Below are 16531 nucleotides of genomic sequence, written 5' to 3'. Positions count from 1 at the left end.
CGACGCGGGGTGGAGCAGCTCGGTAGCTCGCTGGGCTCATAACCCAGAGGTCGCAGGTTCAAATCCTGCCCCCGCTACAAGGAACAAGGCCCGGTCTGCAGCGATGCAGACCGGGCCTTGTGCCATTTCGTGCCCCTTCGCCGAGTCGGCCCGAATGGTGCGCCGAGTCGGCGCGAATGGTGCGCCGAGTCGGCGCCAATGGCGCGGCGGGGACGCGCGCGCCGGCGCTGTGACGCCGGCGGGGACCCCGATGTGAGTTCCGGGGAAGGGACAGGTAGTGTTGTTCTCACCGGCGCGGGGTGGAGCAGCTCGGTAGCTCGCTGGGCTCATAACCCAGAGGTCGCAGGTTCAAATCCTGCCCCCGCTACAAAGAACGAGGCCCGGCCGCGACAACGCGGCCGGGCCTCGTTGCTTTCCCAGCCCACGGTGCAGGACCCGACGAGCGCCGATCACCCCTCCGGGCGCGGCTACCGGCTCGGAGGCTGGTTACCGCAGGCTCATGACGAGCATCGCGGACCAGGACATCGACCAGCTCGGCGGGCCACTCAGCATCCTCGTGCGGCAGCGCCGGGACCACGAGCACCTCGACGTGCTGCTGCACCAACTCGAGCTCGCCCGGCCGGGGGCGGATGAGGACCGGGTGCTGGGACGGATCGCGCGGCTGGTGTTCCCGCACGCGTTCGCCGAGGAGTCCGTGCTCTGGCCCGAGCTCCGGCGGCGTCTGCCCGACGGCGAGGCGCTGACCCTGCAGGTCGAGCGCGAGCACCAGGAGGTCAACGAGCTCTGGACCGCGCTCGAGCAGCTCCCGCCCGTCGGGACGGCCCGCCGTGACGTGCTCAAGCGGCTGGGCGACGTGCTGCGCGAGGACGTGCGCGACGAGGAGGACGAGCTCCTGCCGCGCCTGCAGGAGGTGACCAGCGTGCCGAGGCTGCGGGCGCTCGGCGTCGCCTGGGAGGCGGTACGGCGTACGGCGCCGACGCGTCCGCACCCGGTCGTCTCCCGCCGCCCGCCCGGCAACGCCCTCGCCGCCCTGCCGCTGACCGTGCTGGACCGCAGCCGCGACGGCCTGGACGCGGTCGCTCGACGCGTGCCCCAGCTGCACCCCGCGGCGACGCGCGCCAGCGGCGCCCTCGCCGGGGCGGCCGGTCGCGTGGAGCGGGCGGGTGTGCTTCGCCGGGGCGAGGACCCCTCGACCCGGGTCGAGTGAAGCCCAGGATCAGGCCGCGTCGGCGCGCAGCAGCCGCTGGGCCACGCTGAGGGTCGGCGCCCACAGCGAGAGCTGGGCGACCAGGTCGTCGGCGGCGGCGAGGAGCGCCTCGTCGCTCATCGGGTCCAGGGCATCGAGGATGAAGAACGCCGTGACGGTCTCCTCGCTGAGCTGGGTGCGCCGCGTCTGACGCCAGTTCCAGCGCCGGCAGGTCACTCCGGAGTCGTCGCACCACACCACCTCGCCGGGGTCCGGGTGCTCGATCACGTCCTCGCCCCCGGCGGTGGTGTCGAACGCCTCGGCCCCCGTGGCGCGGATCAGCCGCGGCGCCCCGTCGTACCGGGTGAGGTCCTCGCCGCCGATCGGAAGCTGGTGCAGCACGCTGATCGCGTTGTAGACGTCGGTGATCCGGTTCACCCGCGGCAGGCCGCTGGCGACCGCGCGGCGTACGAGCGCCTCCAGGCTGTTGCGGGTGCGCTGGGGTTTGGCGCCGAAGGAGCGGTACGCCGCGCGCCACGCGGCGACATGGGGGAGCTGCTCGGGCGGGACCTCACCGAGTGGGCCGAGCGCGTCGGTCGCCGCGGTCTCCGCGCGCCGCAGCAGCGCGTCCGCGGCCTCGTCGCTCGGCCCGGGGACGAGCCCGTCGACGGCGAGCAGCATGGCGCGGTAGTCCGGTCGCAGCTCGTACACCGCGGGATCCACGCGCGCGCCGGCGAGGAACGCTTCGGGCGTGGGTGCGTCGGACGGCGAGGAGGTGGCCATCCACCAGTGCACCACAGGGGTGGGCCGACGTGCCTCGACGTCGTGCCCGGAGTCGCGCCATTGGCGCCGACTCGCGCAACCATGGGCGCCGACTCGCGGAGGGGGCCGCGCCTCAGGAGCCGTCGTAGTAGCGGCGCATGCAGCTCTCCCCGGCGCAGTCGCGCAGGGCGCGGTGGAGGCGGCGCAGCTCGGCCAGGGCCCGGGCGGCGCGCGGGGCACGCGCCAGCGAGCGCAGCTCGTAGGGGTCGCGGCGCCTGTCGAAGAGCTCCTCCCCGCCGCGCACGTAGCGCACGTAGGTCCAGCGCCCGGTCTTGACCCCGCTGTAGACGAGGTTGCCGCGCGGGTCGCCGCGCTTGGAGATCGGCACCGCGCGCTGCGGATCGCCGCCGGCCCGCAGCCAGGGCAGTACGTCGATGCCGTCGAGCTCGCGGCGGCGCGGCTGCGCACCGGCGAGGGCGGCGATCGTGGCGGCCACGTCGGGGTTGGTGACCAGCAGGCGCGTGCGCAGGCCGCGCGGGACGCCGGGCCCGGCCATGAGCAGCGGGATCCCGGAGTGCTCGGCGTAGGGCTGGTGCTTGCCGACGATGTTGTGCTCGCCGACGCCCCAGCCGTTGTCGGAGGCGTAGACCACGACGGTGCGGCGCAGCTGGCCGGTGGCGCGCAGCCTCCGGATGACCTTCGCGACGCCCTCGTCGACGGCCTGGAGGGCCTCGAGGCGCTGCTGGTGCTGCTCGCGCACGAGCGACTTGTCCAGGCGCGACCAGCCGGCCGGGCGCCGGGTCGCGGGGTTCCGCTTGTCGCGCAGGTCGCGCTCGAACATGTTCGGCTTGGCCGGGAGCGCGACCCCGCGGAAGTCGTTGCGGTGCCGCGGCGCCGGCACGGTGGTGGTGAGCCGGTCGCGGTGGCGTGGATGGCGTGTCAGCGGGTCGTCGGACTCGATCGGTCCGCCCGCATGGGGTGCGACGTAGTTCAGCCACAGGTAGAACGGCGTGCCCCGGGTGCGCCGCTGGCGCGACGCCTGGCCGATCAGGCGGGTGGCGAAGCCGGTCAGCGCGTCGGTGCTGTAGCGACGCACTCGCTCCAGCCGGCCGTCGTGGTTCACCGTGAACCGCCGGAAGCTGTACGTCGAGGGGTCGACCGTGGCGACCCAGTCCGACCAGCCGGGCGGGACGTAGGTGCGCGGCCTGCTCCGGGTCGAGCCGTAGCCGTTGAGGTACTTGCCGACGAACATCGTGCGGTAGCCGGCGTCCGCCAACCAGGTCGGCAGGGTGTCGTGGTCGGCGAAGGAGCGGAACCCGCCGTGCCTGCCGCGGATCGTCTCGGCGCCGTGGTTGTGCGCGAGCTGCCCGGTCAGCAGCGAGGCCCGAGCGGGGACGCAGATCGGGGTGGGCGCGATCGCCTCGTCGAAGCGGGTGCCACGGGACTGCACCAGCCGGCGCACGTGCGGCATGTGGCGCAGGTCGTCCACGCTGGCGTCGTCGGCGGTGATCATCACGACGTTCGGGCGGGCGGCGTACGCCGGGCGCGCGCTCGGTGCCGGGCCGAGCGGCTCGGTGCCCACGGTGACCGGGAACTGTCCGGCGAGGACCGCGCCGTGGATCGCCACGTCGGCGCTCGGCGGGCCGCCGGGCGGGCCGGCGTGGCACGACAGCGTCCCGACAGCAGCGAGCGCTACGGAGAGCGAGGCCGCGAGTGTGGCGCGCGGGCGGTGCATCGGTGCTCCTGGGGCGTCGTCGGGTCCGGAGGGGTCCCGGGGCCGTGAGGGGAGGAGACCGACGAGCAGCCTGCCGCAGATCCGCGCGCCGGTCATCGAAATGCGGTAACTGGCGTGGGTGCCGGCCCGCGCCGCGCCGATCTCCGCTACGGGGCCTGTCCGGGCCGGAGAGGGTGCGCGGCGGTTCGGGAGGCGCTAGCATCCGGTCAACAAACAGTCATGCCTGACTTTTTTTGGAGACGCGATGGCCACCGCCCTGCCCGCCCAGCTCACCGGCTTCCCGCGCCTGGTCGAGGCGACCGCCGAGGTCGCCGCCCCGCTCGCCGTCGCGAGCGCCCTGGTGGCCAACCCGGCCCGGCACGCGGACTGGCTGAGCATGCACGCGGCGTTCCGCGAGGCGCCGCCGGAGGTCGCGAGCGCCGGCGACGCCTTCGAGGAGCAGGTCACCTTGATGGGCATCCCGGCCGACATCTCCTGGGTCGTGCGGGAGGCGGAGGCGGGGCTGACCGCGCTCGACGGCACCGGGCCGATGAACCTCACCCTCGCGCTGCGGATGGAGGTCGCCCAGGACGAGGCGGACGGGGTCCGCTTCACGATCCGCGCCGGCATCGGGGGCGACCCGGTGGAGGGGCCGCTCGGCGCCACGGTCGAGTCGAGCGTCAAGGAGGCCCTCGTGGAGTCCGCCGAGCGTTTCGCCGCGCTGGCTGCGGACCTCGCCGCCGATCCCGCCGAGAGCACCGGCAGCCGCTTCCCCCAGCGCAGCGTGGTGCACGAGCGCACCGGTGTCCGCCTGGACCCCCGCACCCCGGTCCTCGTCGGCGTCGGGCAGGTCGTGCAGCGCCGTCCCGACCTCGAGGGTGGTGCCGAGGACCCCGCGACCCTCGCGGCCCGGGCGCTGCGGCGCGCGGCCGAGGACAGCGGGGCGGGCGAGGAGCTGCTGCGCGCCGCCGACGCGGTCTACTACGTCGCGAGCGCCTCGTGGACCTACCGCGACGCGGGGCGCCTGATCGCCGAGCAGCTCGGTGCCGAGCCGAGCGAGACCGCGATGTCCGCGCCGTACGGCGGCGACGCCGGGCAGGTGCTGATCAACACCGCCGGTCAGGTGGTGGCCGACGGCCGCGCCGAGGTGGTGCTGGTGAGCGGTGCGGAGGCGGGTGCCACCCTGGCCGCCGCGCAGAAGCAGGGCATCGACCTCGGCTGGCCGGTGCAGGAGCGTGACGTCGTCCCGACGACCGTGCTCGGCAGCGACCGGGAGGCCAACAACGGCCCCGAGACCGCGGCCGGGCTCACGGTGCCGGTCTACACCTACGCGCTGATGGAGTCCGCGCTGCGCGCCAAGGCCGGGGAGACCCCCGAGGAGCACCGCCGCACGATCACCGGGCTGTGGTCGCGGCTCTCCGAGGTCGCGGCCGGCAACGAGTACGCCTGGCTGCCCCAGGCGCACACCCCCGAGCAGCTGGCCACGCCGGACGCCGGCAACCGGATGATCAGCGAGCCCTATCCCAAGCTGCTGTGCGCGAACCTCCAGGTCGACCTCGCCGCCGGTGTCGTCGTCACGAGCGTCGCGGCCGCCACCGCGCTGGGGATCGCGCAGGACAAGTGGGTCTTCCTGCACGCCGGCGCCGCGGCGTACGACGAGTGGTTCGTCTCCGAGCGTCGCGAGCTGGCCGCGTCACCGGCGATCCGGGCGATCGGCGAGGCGGCGTTCGCGCACGCCGGCATCGGCCCCGACGACGTGCGCCACGTCGACCTCTACTCCTGCTTCCCCGCCGCGGTGCAGATCGCCGCGAGCGAGCTCGGGCTGCCGCTGGACGACCCCGAGCGCCCGCTCTCGGTCACCGGCGGGCTCACCTTCGCCGGCGGGCCGGGCAACAACTACGGCACCCATGCTGTGGCGACCCTCGTCGACCGGCTGCGCAGCGACCCGGCGGCCTACGGCCTGTCGACCTCGCTGGGCTGGTTCGTCACCAAGCACGCCCTGGGGATCTACTCGGCCACCCCGCCGCGCACGCCGTACCGCGCGCTGGCGCCGGTGCTGCTGCCCGAGCGTGCCCGCCCGGCGCTGGACTCCTACGCCGGGCCCGGCGTCGTGGAGGCCGCGACCGCACAGTACGGCCGCGACGGCGCGCCCGAGGCCGGCATTCTCAGCGTGCTGACCCCCGAGGGTGCTCGGGTGCTGGTGCGGACCACCCAGCCCGAGGTGCTCGACTGCATCGTCGGCGGCGACCCGCTCGGGCTGTCCGCGGAGGTCCACGACGTCCGCACCCTCACGATCACCGGTCAGGAGCGCACCGCCCTGCCGGAGGCGCCGGAGCCGCCGGTGCTGGTGGAGCGTCGCGGGCCGGTGCTGGTGATCACGCTGAACCGTCCCGAGCGTCGCAACGCCATCGACCTGCGTACCGCCCGGCTGCTCGAGCGCGTCATCGACGCCTTCGAGGCCGACCCCGAGGCGCGCGTCGCGGTGCTGACGGGCGCCGGCGGCACCTTCTCCGCGGGGATGGACCTCAAGGCGGCGGCCGCCGGCCAGTTCGCCCTCACCGAGAAGCGCGGCCCGCTGGGCATCTCGGCGCTGCCGATCGCCAAGCCGGTGATCGCCGCGGTCGAGGGCCACGCGCTGGCGGGTGGGTGCGAGCTGGCGCTGATCGCCGACCTCGTGGTGGCCTCCACGCAGTCGCAGTTCGGCATCCCCGAGCCCAAGCGCGGCCTGGTGGCCGCGGCCGGCGGGGTGATGCGGCTGACCGAGCGGCTGCCCCGCAACGTGGCCATGGAGCTGGCCTTGACCGGCAACCCGATGCCCGCGACCAGGCTGGCCGAGCTGGGCCTGGTCAACCGGCTCGCCGAGCCCGGCGCCGTCCTCGACGCCGCGCTGGCGCTGGCCGAGGAGATCGTCGCGAACGCGCCGCTGTCGGTGCAGGTGAGCCGACGCATCGTCGCGGAGTCCCCGACGTGGGCGCCGGAGGAGGCCTTCTCCCGGCAGAGCGACCTCGCGTCGGTGGCCGTCACCTCCGAGGACGCGGCCGAGGGGATCGCGGCGTTCGCCGAGCACCGGGCGCCGGTGTGGCGGGGCCGCTGAGCCCCCACCGCGCGCGGGTGTCGGGCGGGGATGCTTGCATTCTCTCGTGAGCGACGACAACGCGATGGCCGAGCTGACCCGACTACGGTCGAGCATCGACAACCTCGATGCCGCCCTGGTGCACCTGCTGGCCGAACGCTTCAAGTGCACCCAGCAGGTCGGTGAGCTCAAGGCGCGTGCGGAGATGCCCGCCGCGGACCCCGCTCGCGAGGCGGTGCAGATCGCCCGGCTGCGTCAGCTCGCCGAGAGCTCGGGACTCGACCCGCACTTCGCGGAGAAGTTCCTGGCCCTGGTGATCGATGAGGTCATCCGCAACCACCGCCGGCTCGCGGAGCCCGGGGACCCGCAGGCCTGAGCCGAACGACGTCGCCGGCGCCGCGGATCGCTCCGCGACGCCGGCGACGGTGCTCAGCGAGGGATGGTGCTCAGCGCTTGAGGGTCTTGAGCGTGAGCCGGAACGGCAGGTTCTGGTCGCGCGGGTTGCCCCGGCAGCTGTACATCGTCTGCGCGGAGGCCGACTGCTTGTTGCAGCGGTAGCGCGTCGAGGCGTTGGTCAGCGTGATCGTCACGCTGCGCACGTTGCGGCGGTTGAACGCGATCGTGGTGGCGCCCTTGCCCTTGCGGTTGAGCTTGACCGCCTTGCCCGAGCCGCCCTTCTTGCGGTTGACGTGGACGTAGGCGCCGGGGGCGGTGACGCGGTTGGGCCCGTCGACGGCGATCCGCAGCTTCCACTTCTTGCCCTTCAGCGACTTCGCCGGCTTCACGACGTAGTGCTGCGCGGAGAGGTGGTTGAGCCGCAGCGAGACCTGCTTGGTGTCCTTGCGCGCGAGCTTGTAGCGACCCGAGATCGCCGGGTCCGGCCAGCTCTTGCCCTCGGGGTACGACGCCGCGGGGCGGGCGTTCGCGGCGGAGTAGGCGCGGAACACGTTGGCGAAGCCACCCCGCTTCCTCAGCACCGCGGCGGTCGCCTTGATCGAGTAGAGCTTGCCGCGCTGGGGGACCGCACGCTCCCACACCTGGCGCACGATGCCGTTGCCGTAGCGGGTGCTGAGGTACTCCCAGAAGATCCAGGAGGCGTACTGGGTGTAGCCGGTGGTCGAGAACGTGTCGAGGGCCCGCACCGGCTGCGCGACCTGGCTCTGGGGGAGGTACTGGCGGTTGTCGTTCACAGCGTCGGCGAAGCGCTCCTCCATCCAGGTCGCCGTGGACTCCATGAACCACCGGTCCTCGTTGACGTCGTAGGAGAACTGCACGGCGTGGAACAGCTCGTGCGCGGCGGTGACGCGGAGGTTGGCCTTCGCGGAGCCGGGGAACTCGGCGAAGTCGTTGTCCAGGACGCAGTAGCCGATGGCCCGGCCGCGGCCCTTCTTGTCGGTGCGCAGGTACTCGGGGGCGCAGTAGCCGTACAGGCCGCGGCTGCCGACGTCGGCGAGGTAGACGTCGAACTTGCCGTTGCCGCCCTTGTTGCCCGGGACGGGGCGGTCGCTCGTGGGGGCGCGGTAGCCCATCTTCTTGCTGTGACGCAGGACCTTGTGGAGCACCGCGAGGTTGGTGTTGACCCAGGCCCGGTTCGGCGGGGCGTCTGCGGTGCTGGGCACCCAGTGGACGCAGACGTTGCCCTTGCACTTGCGCTTGGAGGACACGGAGTAGCCGTCGCCGTAGTTGTCGCTGCCGCGGTCGGTCGGGCGGGCCAGGATGGCCTCGGCCCGGGCGCGGTCGTCGCCGCGCAGGAGCGGCAGGGAGACCGCCAGGTCGCGCAGGGTCAGGGTCGCCTCCGCCCGCTCGGCCTCGCTGGCGGTGCCTTCCACGAGCTCGGTGGCGCCCTCCAGCGCCGCCTGTGCGGCCTCGGGCGTGGCAGCGACTGCGCCGCCGTCGTCCTCGGCCGGCTGGGGCTCGTCCTCGTGGGCGCTCGCGGCGGATGAGGTGGTGGGGAGCGTGGCTGGCAGGACCGTGAAGGCCGTGCTCAGTGCCACGAGGACAGCAGCGGCGGTGCGGCGCATGAAGTTCCTTCGTGTCAGTGGTGCGGCGCCCGGGCGCCGACGTTCCCGCCAAGACTGCCCCCCCGGAGCGGAATGGCAAACACGCGACGTTTCGGGCGTCGGCCACAATCGCCACGTGAGTGCCACCATCGAGATGATCACCGGGGATCCGGCTGCCGACGAGGTCCGTCGCCAAGGGCTGCGCCGGATGCGCACGGTCGCGGTCTCGCTGCTCCTGCTGGCGGCGCTGGTCTATGCGCTGACCCGGGGCGAGGACGGGTTCTGGGGCTTCGTCAACGCCGGCGCCGAGGCGTCCATGGTCGGCGCGATCGCCGACTGGTTCGCGGTCACGGCGCTCTTTCGCCACCCGCTCGGCATCCCCGTGCCGCACACGGCGCTGATCCCGAAGCGCAAGGACCAGCTCGGTCAGGGCCTCGAGGAGTTCGTCGGCGAGAACTTCCTCCAGGAGGGGGTGATCCGCGAGCGGATCGGGAGCGCCGAGGTCTCGCTGCGGGTGGGGCGGTGGCTCGGGGAGCCCAGCCACGCGCGTCGGGTGGTCGACGAGTTCGCCGACGTGGCGGCCATCGGGCTGAGCAAGGTACGCGACGAGCACGTGGAGTCCCTCGTGCGCGACGCGCTCGTGCCGCGGTTCCACGAGGAGCCGATCGCGCCGCTGCTCGGCGGGCTGCTCTCCGAGACGCTGCGCGACGACCTGCACCGTGGTCTGGTCGATCTCGCGGTCTCGGAGCTGCACGACTGGCTGGTGGCCAACCCCGAGACCGTCACCGCGGTGCTGGGGGAGCGGGCGCCGTGGTGGACGCCGCCGGTGCTCAACGACCGCGTCACCGCGCGCATCCACGTCGAGCTGGTGCGCTGGGTGGCCGACATCCGCGACGACCCGCGCCACCAGGCGCGCCAGGCGCTCGACTCGATGCTCGACCAGCTGGCCCACGACCTGCTGGAGGACCCCGGCACCCAGGAGCGCACCGAACGCCTCAAGGACCGGCTGCTGGACCACCCGCAGGTGATCGCCTCCGCGGTGTCGCTGTGGAACGCGCTGCGCCGCGCGCTCACCACCTCGCTGCGCGACCCCGAGGGCGCGGTGCGCAGCCGCCTGCTCGTCGAGCTGGCGGCGTTCGCCCAGCGCCTGCAGGACGACCAGGAGCTGCGCGAGCGTCTCGACGGCCTCGCCGCGGACGCGGCCGTCTTCGGCGTCGAGCGGTACGGCGCGGAGATCACCACGGTGATCACCCACACGATCGAGCGGTGGGACGGCAAGGAGGCCGCGCGCCGCATCGAGCTGCACGTCGGGCGCGACCTGCAGTTCATCCGGATCAACGGAACGATCGTCGGCGGCCTGGTCGGCGTGCTGATCCACACCCTCAGCGTGCTCGTGCCCTGAGGCCGGCCCTGCGGGGGCGGGGAGCGGTGGGGTTGACTTGTCCCATGCCCACTCCCGAGCCCTTCGACGTCCCGGTCCGCGACACCATCCGGCTGGGGCAGTTCCTCAAGCTGGCCAACCTGGTCGAGAGCGGTGCGGAGGCGAAGGCGCCGCTCGCCGAGGGGCGGGTGCTGGTCAACGGCGAGGTGGAGACGCGACGGGGCCGCCAGCTCGTCCGGGGCGACGTGGTGGTCCTCGGGCCGCAGGCCGCCCGGGTCGCCGATGAGTCGGCGACCGACGACCTGCCCTGGTGAAGCGGGGGTGAGGACCCCGGGCGCCCCGGCGGCCGACGGCCCCGGGGTGTGTCAGTGCGTCAGCGCACGGCGACCAGGTCGCACACGAAGATCAGCGTCTCGCCGGGCTTGATGTCGCGACCCGCGCCGCGGTCGCCGTACCCCAGGTGCGGGGGGATGACGAGCTGGCGACGGCCGCCGACCTTCATGCCCTGCACGCCGGTGTCCCACCCGGCGATGACCTGGCCGACGCCCAGGCGGAACGTCAGCGGCTCGCCGCGGTCGTAGGAGGCGTCGAACTGCTCGCCGGTCGAGTGCGCAACCCCCACGTAGTGCACGGTCACGGTCTGGCCGGCCTTGGCCTCCTCGCCCTCACCGACGGTGAGGTCGGTGATGACCAGGTCGGACGGGGCGTCGAAGTCAGGGAAGTCGATCTCAGGCTTGTTCATGGTGCCCTCTCGGTTGCGTCAGGGATGACGTGCCACGATAGCCACCGCCACGGTGAGGGTCCGGGGCGGGAGGAACAGAGGTGGACGTGCACAAGGACGATGAGCGGCGCGAAGCATCCGACACGGAGGCTGAGGCCGCGGCTCCGGTGCACCACCGCCGGCTCTCGGTCTGGCAGGAGTCGCTGATCCTGCTCGCGGCGGCGCTGGTGCTGTCCTTCATCGTCAAGACCTTCTTCGTGCAGGCCTTCTACATCCCCTCGGGGTCGATGGAGCCCGGGATGGAGGTGGACGACCGGATCCTGGTGCAGAAGGTGTCCTACTGGGGCGACGACGGCCCGCAGCGCGGCGACGCGGTGGTCTTCGAGGACCCGGGCGGCTGGCTCGCCGGCGCCGCCAGCGAGGAGCCGGGCGGCGCGGTCGCCGAGGTGCTGAGCAAGATCGGGCTGTACCCGACCGGCGGTCACCTGGTGAAGCGCGTGATCGGCGTCGAGGGTGACGTGATCCGCTGCTGCGACGAGCAGGGCCGGCTGCTGATCAACGGCGTGCCTCTGGACAGCGACTCCTTCACCCGCAACGAGGAGGAGTGCGACGGGCCGATGCCCACCCAGGACTGCTCCTGGACCGCCGGTCCGGTGCCGCCGGGGCACGTCTTCGTGATGGGCGACCACCGCGACGCCTCGGCCGACTCCAGCGTGCACATGTGCCGCGGCGACCGGGTCGAGACCGACTGTGTGTCCGGCGAGGAGTTCGTGCCGGTCGACCTGGTCGTCGGCAAGGTCTTCTCGCGGGTCTGGCCGGCCGACCGGATCAGTCTCCTGGAGCGTCCCAGCGCGTTCGAGGACCTGGCCGAGGCACTCGGCGAGAAGTGAGCCGGCCCGGTCAGGACTGGTGCACGTAGCGGTCGAGCTCGTCGCGCTCGAACTGCAGCTGGCCGATCTTGTGCTTCACGACGTCGCCGATGCTGACCACGCCGACCAGGACTCCGTCGCGCAGCACCGGCAGGTGCCGCACCCGGCGGTCGGTCATCGTCTGCATCACGGCGTCCAGGTCGGTGTCGGGGGCGCAGGTCTCGACGTCGACCGTCATGATCGCGCCGACGGTGGTGTCGGCCACCGTGCCGTCGTCGTGCAGGTGGCGTACGACGTCGCGTTCGCTGACGATGCCCGCGAGCGTCTCGGCGTCGGTGCTGACGACGACCGCGCCGATGTTGTGCTCGGCGAGCAGCACGAGCAGCTCCCGGACATCGGCCTCAGGGCGGATCGTGACCACCTCGGGCCGCTCCTTGGCCCGCATGACGTCGTCGATGTTCATGGCGGACCTCCGTCGCTCGGGCCGCGTCGTGGCGGCGCTGCGACGACCGTACTGCCGTTCGGGCGCGCCGAACAGGCCCCGCGGGGCACCGCGTGGGCCGGATCGGTCGCGGTCTAGTCCGAGGACTCGTCGGCCACGCGCAGCCGGTGGGCGCGCAGGTCGGAGACCGAGCCGTGGCCGTGCGAGCGGGAGTCGGGGTCGGACTCGTCGTGGGGCATCGAGGCCAGGAACGCCAGCGCCGCGTCGTGAAGGTGGGCGTTGGTGGCCACCGCGTTGCCGCCCCACGGGCCGTCGTTGCCGTCCAGCGAGGTGAACCGGCCGCCCGCCTCGCGCACGATCACGTCGAGCGCGGCCATGTCGTAGACCTCCAGCTCGGGCTCCGCCGCGATGTCCACCGCGCCCTCGGCGAGCAGCATGTAGGACCAGAAGTCGCCGTACGCACGGGTGCGCCAGCAGCGCCGCATCAGCGAGAGGAAGTCGTCGAGGCGACCGCGCTCCTCCCAGCCCGACAGGCTGGAGTAGGACAGCGAGGCGTCCTCGAGGCGGCGCACGTCGGAGACGTGGCACTGGGTGGCCTTCAGCAGGGACCGCCCGGTCCACGCGCCGCCGCCCTTGCTCGCCCACCAGCGCCGCTGCAGCTGCGGCGCGGAGACCACCCCGACGACGACCTCGTCGTCGACGACCAGCGAGATGAGCGTGGCCCAGACCGGCACACCGCGCACGAAGTTCTTGGTGCCGTCGATCGGGTCGACGATCCAGCGCCGGGCGCTGGTGCCGCTCGAGCCCTGCTCCTCGCCGGTGATCGCGTCGCGGGAGCGGACCCGGGACAGGGTGCGGCGGATGCCCTCCTCGACGGCCTGGTCGGCGTCGGTGACAGGGGTGAGATCGGGCTTGCTCATGACGTGCAGGTCCAGTGCCTTGAACCGCGCCGTCGTCAGGGAGTCGGCGTCGTCGGCGAGGACGTGCGCGAGGCGCAGGTCGTCGGTGAAGTCGGTGGCCACAGGCACAGGCTACTTTCAGGCGACCCGTGCATGATCCGCGCATGGAGATCAACGGAATGCCGCTGCACGCGCTGGTCATCCACGGGGCGGTCGTGCTCGGCCCGCTGGCTGCCCTGCTGGCCCTCGTGTACGTCGTCCCGCGCGCCCGGCAGTGGGCGCGCGGGCCGATGGTCGCCACGGCCGTGGTGGCGGCCGGGTTCGTGGTCGCGGCCTACCTCTCCGGCAGCGACCTGCTGGACGCGAACCCCGCGCTGCGCCAGCTCCCTGCGGTCGCGAGCCACGAGGACCGGGCGGCGTACGCGCTGACGGCGACGCTGGTGCTGGCGGTCCTGGCCGTGGCGGCGGGGCTGCTGCACCGCCGTCCCGGCGCCGTGGGTCTCGTCGTGCGGGTGCTGCTGGCGCTGGCGGCGGTCGCCACGCTGGTGGCCGTCATCGCGACCGGGGACGCCGGCGCCCGGGCGGTGTGGGGCGGGCGCTGAGCCTTTCAGTAGGCCGATTCGCTGCGCGCCGCGAGCAGTCGGCGGAACGACGCGACCCGCTCGGGGTCGACGGTGCCGGCGGCCAGTGCCTCGTCGAGCCCGCACTCGGGCTCCGCGTCGCCGTGGGTGCAGCCGCGCGGGCACTCCTCGGTCATCTCGTCGAGGTCCGGGAAGGCCTCGATCAGGTGCTCCGGCTCGACGTGGGCCAGGCCGAAGGAGCGGATGCCGGGGGTGTCGATGATCCAGCCGTCGCCGCCGGGCAGCGAGAGCATGTAGGCCGAGGTCGAGGTGTGGCGCCCGCGCCCGGTCACGGCGTTGACGTGGCCGACGTCGCGGTGGGCGTCGGGGACCAGGGCATTGACCAGCGTGGACTTGCCGACGCCGCTCGAGCCCAGCATCACGCTGGTGCGGCCCGCCAGCCGCGTGCGCAGCTCGTCGAGGTCGCCGCCGCGCTGGGTGACCACCCACGGCACGCCCAGCGAGCTGTACGTCGAGAGCAGCGGCGCCGGGTCGGCGAGGTCGGCCTTGGTGAGGCACAGCAGCGGCTGCATGCCCGCGTCGAACGCCGCCACCAGGGCGCGGTCGAGCAGACGCGGCTGCGGCTCGGGGTCGGCGAGCGCGGTCACGATCACCATCTGCTCGGCGTTGGCCACGATGATCCGCTCGACGGGGTCGTCGTCGTCGGCGGTACGCCGCAGCGTGGTCAGCCGCTCCTCGACCTCCACGATGCGGGCCAGCGCCCCGTCGGCCCCCGAGACGTCGCCGACGACACGGACCCGGTCGCCGACCACGACGCCCTTGCGACCCAGCGGCCGGGCCTTCATGGCGGTCACCGTGCGACCGTCCACCAGCAGCGTGAAGCGTCCGCGGTCCACTGTCACGACCACGCCGCGCACCGCGTCGTCGTACGACGGTCGGTCCTTGGTGCGCGGACGGGTGTGCCGCCGCGGTCGGTCGTAGTGCTCGATGTCGTGGGTGGAGTAGCGACCGGTGGCCATCAGGTGCTCAGGCGAACAGGCCGGACCAGAAGCCGGCGAAGTCGGGGAAGGTCTTGGCGGTGGTCGCGACGTCCTCGACGAGCACGCCGTCCACGGCGGCGCCCACGATGACGCCCGCGTGGGCCATCCGGTGGTCGGCGTAGGTGTGGAACACCCCGCCGTGCAGCGGAGCCGGACGGAAGGAGAGCCCGTCCTCGCGCTCGTCCACGTCGGCGCCGAGCCGGCCGAGCTCGGTGGCGAGCGCGGCGAGCCGGTCGGTCTCGTGGTGACGGATGTGCGCGATGCCGCGCAGGTGCGAGGGGGTGGTGGCCAGGGCGCAGAGCGCGGCCACCGCCGGGGCCAGCTCACCGACGTCGTGCAGGTCCAGGTCGACCCCGCGAAGCTCGGCGGGCCCGGTGACCCGCAGCCCGGTGTCGTCGAGAGCCACCTCGCAGCCCATCGCGGTGAGGATCTCGCGCAGCGCGTCCCCGGCCTGGGTGGTGGCGCGGGGCCAGTCGCGCACGGTCACGGTGCCGCCGGAGACGGCGGCGAGGGCGAGGAACGGCGCGGCGTTGGACAGGTCGGGCTCGATCAGGTGGTCCACGGCGCGGATCGGGCCGGGGGATACCCGCCAGGTGTCGGCCTGGGAGTCATCGACGTCCACGCCGTGCTGGCGCAGCACCGCGACGGTCATGTCGATGTGCGGCAGCGAGGGCACCGGCTTGCCGTCGTGGACGACCTCGACGCCGTCGTCGAAGCGGGCGCCGGCCAGCAGCAGAGCGGAGACGAACTGGGAGGAGGAGGACGCATCGACCACGACCCGTCCGCCGCGGACCGACCCGGCCCCGCGCACGGTGAACGGCAGCGCGTCGCCCTCGACGTCCACGCCGAGTGCGCGGAGGGCGCTGAGCACCTCACCCACCGGGCGGTTGCGCATGTGGGCGTCGCCGTCGAAGGCGACGGTGCCCGTGGACAGCGCGGCGACCGGCGGCACGAACCGCATCACGGTGCCGGCCAGGCCGCAGTCGACGGCGGCGTCGCGGGTCAGCGGAGCCGGGGTCACCCGCCAGTCCTGAGCGTCCTCGCCCGTGGCGTCGAGGCCCACGCCGAGCGCGCGCAGCGCCGCGACCATCAGCGCCGAGTCCCGCGAGTGCAGCGGTCGGCGTACGACGGAGGGCCCGTCGGAGAGCGCGGCGAGCACGAGCGCACGGTTGGTCAGCGACTTGCTGCCCGGCAACGAGACCACGGCGTCGACGGGTGCGTGCGCGCGGGGCGCGGGCCAGGGATCGGGCAGGCTCGTCACCCGCGACAGACTAGGGCACCTGCGGCGGGCCGCGCTCAGGACACCTTGGCCTTGGCGAGCGCGGCCTCGCGGCGCGCGGTGGCGGCGAGGTGGCGGCCCTCGCGGCGTGCGTCCTTGGCGACGCGGCGGGCACGCCAGGCCAGGCCGGGCTTGCCCTCGGTGTCACCGGCGGCGATCAGCAGCCCGCCGAGGACGGTGGTGTTCTGCAGGAAGCCGGTCATCTCCCGCCTGCGGGCGGCCGGGTCGGACTCCTTCCAGAACGGGTGCCCGGCGATGGTCGCCGGCACCAGGGTCGCCGCCAGCACCCCGGCCGAGAGCCTCGGGGCCCGGCCGGTCGCCAGCATCAGGCCGGCGGCGATCTGGGTGCCGGCGTTGATCCGGACCAGGGTGGCGGGGTCGGAGGGCGCCGGGACCCCGACGCTGCGCAGCGCGGGACCGATCTTGTCGGCCACCGCCTGGACCTTGGGCGCGAGGGTCTCGGCGTTGCGCAGCGCGTGGGCCGAGCCGACCACGAACACGGAGGCGAGCATCGGGCGGGCGATCAGTCTGCTGACGGTCATGGTGGCCCCGTACCCGCTGCTGGGACCGGGCACGCGCGCCTC

General features: G+C 73.5%; 16 protein-coding genes and 2 tRNA genes. 9 read left to right on the top strand and 9 right to left on the bottom strand.

The features are described from left to right. Nucleotides 1-3: 3 nt before the first annotated feature. The 3 genes from GFH29_RS14635 (at nt 4) to GFH29_RS14625 (ending at nt 1207) form a co-directional block, all read left to right on the top strand. A tRNA-Met gene (locus GFH29_RS14635) sits at nt 4-77 on the top strand. Between the two features lie 216 nt (nt 78-293). Further along, nucleotides 294-367 (top strand) — tRNA-Met (locus GFH29_RS14630). Between the two features lie 132 nt (nt 368-499). Continuing rightward, nucleotides 500-1207: a hemerythrin domain-containing protein gene (locus GFH29_RS14625; protein WP_153324547.1), complete on the top strand. Its 708-nt coding sequence runs from the start codon at nt 500-502 to the stop codon at nt 1205-1207. A 9-nt stretch (nt 1208-1216) separates the two neighbouring features. Here the strand turns inward: GFH29_RS14625 and GFH29_RS14620 are convergent, their stop codons facing one another. Then, a complete protein-coding gene (locus GFH29_RS14620) occupies nt 1217-1969 on the bottom strand; it encodes a B3/4 domain-containing protein (RefSeq protein ID WP_153324546.1) in 753 nt (250 codons plus the stop codon). Nucleotides 1970-2081: 112 nt separating this feature from the next. Next, on the bottom strand, nt 2082-3683 hold the full coding sequence (locus tag GFH29_RS14615) for a sulfatase-like hydrolase/transferase (protein ID WP_194288955.1): 1602 nt from the start codon (nt 3681-3683) through the stop codon (nt 2082-2084). A 244-nt stretch (nt 3684-3927) separates the two neighbouring features. Here GFH29_RS14615 and GFH29_RS14610 point away from each other — a divergent pair, with 244 nt between their 5' ends. After that, on the top strand, nt 3928-6756 hold the full coding sequence (locus GFH29_RS14610; RefSeq protein ID WP_153324544.1) for a crotonase/enoyl-CoA hydratase family protein: 2829 nt from the start codon (nt 3928-3930) through the stop codon (nt 6754-6756). A gap of 64 nt (nt 6757-6820) precedes the next feature. Then, nucleotides 6821-7111: a chorismate mutase gene (locus tag GFH29_RS14605; RefSeq protein ID WP_153325809.1), complete on the top strand. Its 291-nt coding sequence runs from the start codon at nt 6821-6823 to the stop codon at nt 7109-7111. A 70-nt stretch (nt 7112-7181) separates the two neighbouring features. On the opposite strand, the gene GFH29_RS14600 is transcribed toward GFH29_RS14605, so the two are convergent. Then, entirely contained in the window at nt 7182-8756 is a 1575-nt protein-coding gene (locus GFH29_RS14600; protein ID WP_153324543.1) for an MXAN_6640 family putative metalloprotease, read from the bottom strand. Nucleotides 8757-8871: 115 nt separating this feature from the next. On the opposite strand from GFH29_RS14600, the gene GFH29_RS14595 reads away from it, so the two are divergent. After that, nucleotides 8872-10137 (top strand): DUF445 domain-containing protein, encoded by a 1266-nt coding sequence (locus GFH29_RS14595; protein WP_323368665.1) that lies wholly within the window; start codon nt 8872-8874, stop codon nt 10135-10137. A gap of 44 nt (nt 10138-10181) precedes the next feature. Continuing rightward, the gene (locus GFH29_RS14590) at nt 10182-10430 is read left to right on the top strand and encodes an RNA-binding S4 domain-containing protein (protein ID WP_153324542.1); all 249 of its coding nucleotides are present in this window, start codon (nt 10182-10184) and stop codon (nt 10428-10430) included. 59 nt (nt 10431-10489) lie between these two features. Here GFH29_RS14590 and GFH29_RS14585 read toward each other — a convergent pair whose 3' ends face one another. Beyond that, the gene (locus GFH29_RS14585) at nt 10490-10858 is read right to left on the bottom strand and encodes an FKBP-type peptidyl-prolyl cis-trans isomerase (RefSeq protein ID WP_153324541.1); all 369 of its coding nucleotides are present in this window, start codon (nt 10856-10858) and stop codon (nt 10490-10492) included. Nucleotides 10859-10938: 80 nt separating this feature from the next. Here GFH29_RS14585 and lepB point away from each other — a divergent pair, with 80 nt between their 5' ends. Further along, on the top strand, nt 10939-11727 hold the full coding sequence (lepB, locus tag GFH29_RS14580) for a signal peptidase I (RefSeq protein WP_153324540.1): 789 nt from the start codon (nt 10939-10941) through the stop codon (nt 11725-11727). 10 nt (nt 11728-11737) lie between these two features. On the opposite strand, the gene GFH29_RS14575 is transcribed toward lepB, so the two are convergent. Together GFH29_RS14575 and hisN are read right to left on the bottom strand one after the other, a co-directional pair. Beyond that, nucleotides 11738-12169, bottom strand: a complete 432-nt coding sequence (locus GFH29_RS14575) for a CBS domain-containing protein (protein ID WP_153324539.1) — start codon at nt 12167-12169, stop codon at nt 11738-11740. Between the two features lie 113 nt (nt 12170-12282). Further along, entirely contained in the window at nt 12283-13170 is an 888-nt protein-coding gene (gene hisN / locus GFH29_RS14570; RefSeq protein WP_194289555.1) for a histidinol-phosphatase, read from the bottom strand. A 41-nt stretch (nt 13171-13211) separates the two neighbouring features. Here hisN and GFH29_RS14565 point away from each other — a divergent pair, with 41 nt between their 5' ends. After that, complete coding sequence (locus GFH29_RS14565) at nt 13212-13649, top strand: DUF2231 domain-containing protein (protein WP_153324537.1); 438 nt, start codon at nt 13212-13214, stop codon at nt 13647-13649. 5 nt (nt 13650-13654) lie between these two features. On the opposite strand, the gene rsgA is transcribed toward GFH29_RS14565, so the two are convergent. From rsgA to GFH29_RS14550, 3 genes are read right to left on the bottom strand one after another with little or no spacing between them, the layout of a single operon-like run. Further along, nucleotides 13655-14647, bottom strand: coding sequence for a ribosome small subunit-dependent GTPase A (rsgA, locus tag GFH29_RS14560; protein WP_153324536.1), 993 nt, complete (start codon nt 14645-14647; stop codon nt 13655-13657). Nucleotides 14648-14654: 7 nt separating this feature from the next. Continuing rightward, nucleotides 14655-15929, bottom strand: a complete 1275-nt coding sequence (gene aroA / locus GFH29_RS14555) for a 3-phosphoshikimate 1-carboxyvinyltransferase (RefSeq protein ID WP_228387509.1) — start codon at nt 15927-15929, stop codon at nt 14655-14657. A gap of 35 nt (nt 15930-15964) precedes the next feature. Continuing rightward, entirely contained in the window at nt 15965-16489 is a 525-nt protein-coding gene (locus GFH29_RS14550) for a DoxX family protein (protein WP_153324534.1), read from the bottom strand. Nucleotides 16490-16531 lie beyond the last annotated feature (42 nt).

This window comes from Nocardioides sp. dk884, assembly GCF_009557055.1.
In the GTDB taxonomy this organism is placed as follows: domain Bacteria; phylum Actinomycetota; class Actinomycetes; order Propionibacteriales; family Nocardioidaceae; genus Nocardioides.
The sequence above is the reverse complement of the archived record's forward strand: the minus strand, read 5'-3'. Positions and strand labels throughout refer to the sequence as shown.

Bases quoted from the DNA above. Each gene is read 5' to 3' on its own strand.
- GFH29_RS14550 (WP_153324534.1), bottom strand. From the start codon at position 16,489: ATGACCGTCAGCAGACTGATCGCCCGCCCGATGCTCGCCTCCGTGTTC.
- GFH29_RS14615 (WP_194288955.1), bottom strand. From the start codon at position 3,683: ATGCACCGCCCGCGCGCCACACTCGCGGCCTCGCTCTCCGTAGCGCTC.
- GFH29_RS14565 (WP_153324537.1), top strand. From the start codon at position 13,212: ATGGAGATCAACGGAATGCCGCTGCACGCGCTGGTCATCCACGGGGCG.
- GFH29_RS14620 (WP_153324546.1), bottom strand. From the start codon at position 1,969: ATGGCCACCTCCTCGCCGTCCGACGCACCCACGCCCGAAGCGTTCCTC.
- GFH29_RS14590 (WP_153324542.1), top strand. From the start codon at position 10,182: ATGCCCACTCCCGAGCCCTTCGACGTCCCGGTCCGCGACACCATCCGG.
- GFH29_RS14625 (WP_153324547.1), top strand. From the start codon at position 500: ATGACGAGCATCGCGGACCAGGACATCGACCAGCTCGGCGGGCCACTC.
- GFH29_RS14605 (WP_153325809.1), top strand. From the start codon at position 6,821: ATGGCCGAGCTGACCCGACTACGGTCGAGCATCGACAACCTCGATGCC.
- GFH29_RS14575 (WP_153324539.1), bottom strand. From the start codon at position 12,169: ATGAACATCGACGACGTCATGCGGGCCAAGGAGCGGCCCGAGGTGGTC.
- GFH29_RS14585 (WP_153324541.1), bottom strand. From the start codon at position 10,858: ATGAACAAGCCTGAGATCGACTTCCCTGACTTCGACGCCCCGTCCGAC.
- GFH29_RS14610 (WP_153324544.1), top strand. From the start codon at position 3,928: ATGGCCACCGCCCTGCCCGCCCAGCTCACCGGCTTCCCGCGCCTGGTC.
- rsgA (WP_153324536.1), bottom strand. From the start codon at position 14,647: ATGGCCACCGGTCGCTACTCCACCCACGACATCGAGCACTACGACCGA.
- GFH29_RS14600 (WP_153324543.1), bottom strand. From the start codon at position 8,756: ATGCGCCGCACCGCCGCTGCTGTCCTCGTGGCACTGAGCACGGCCTTC.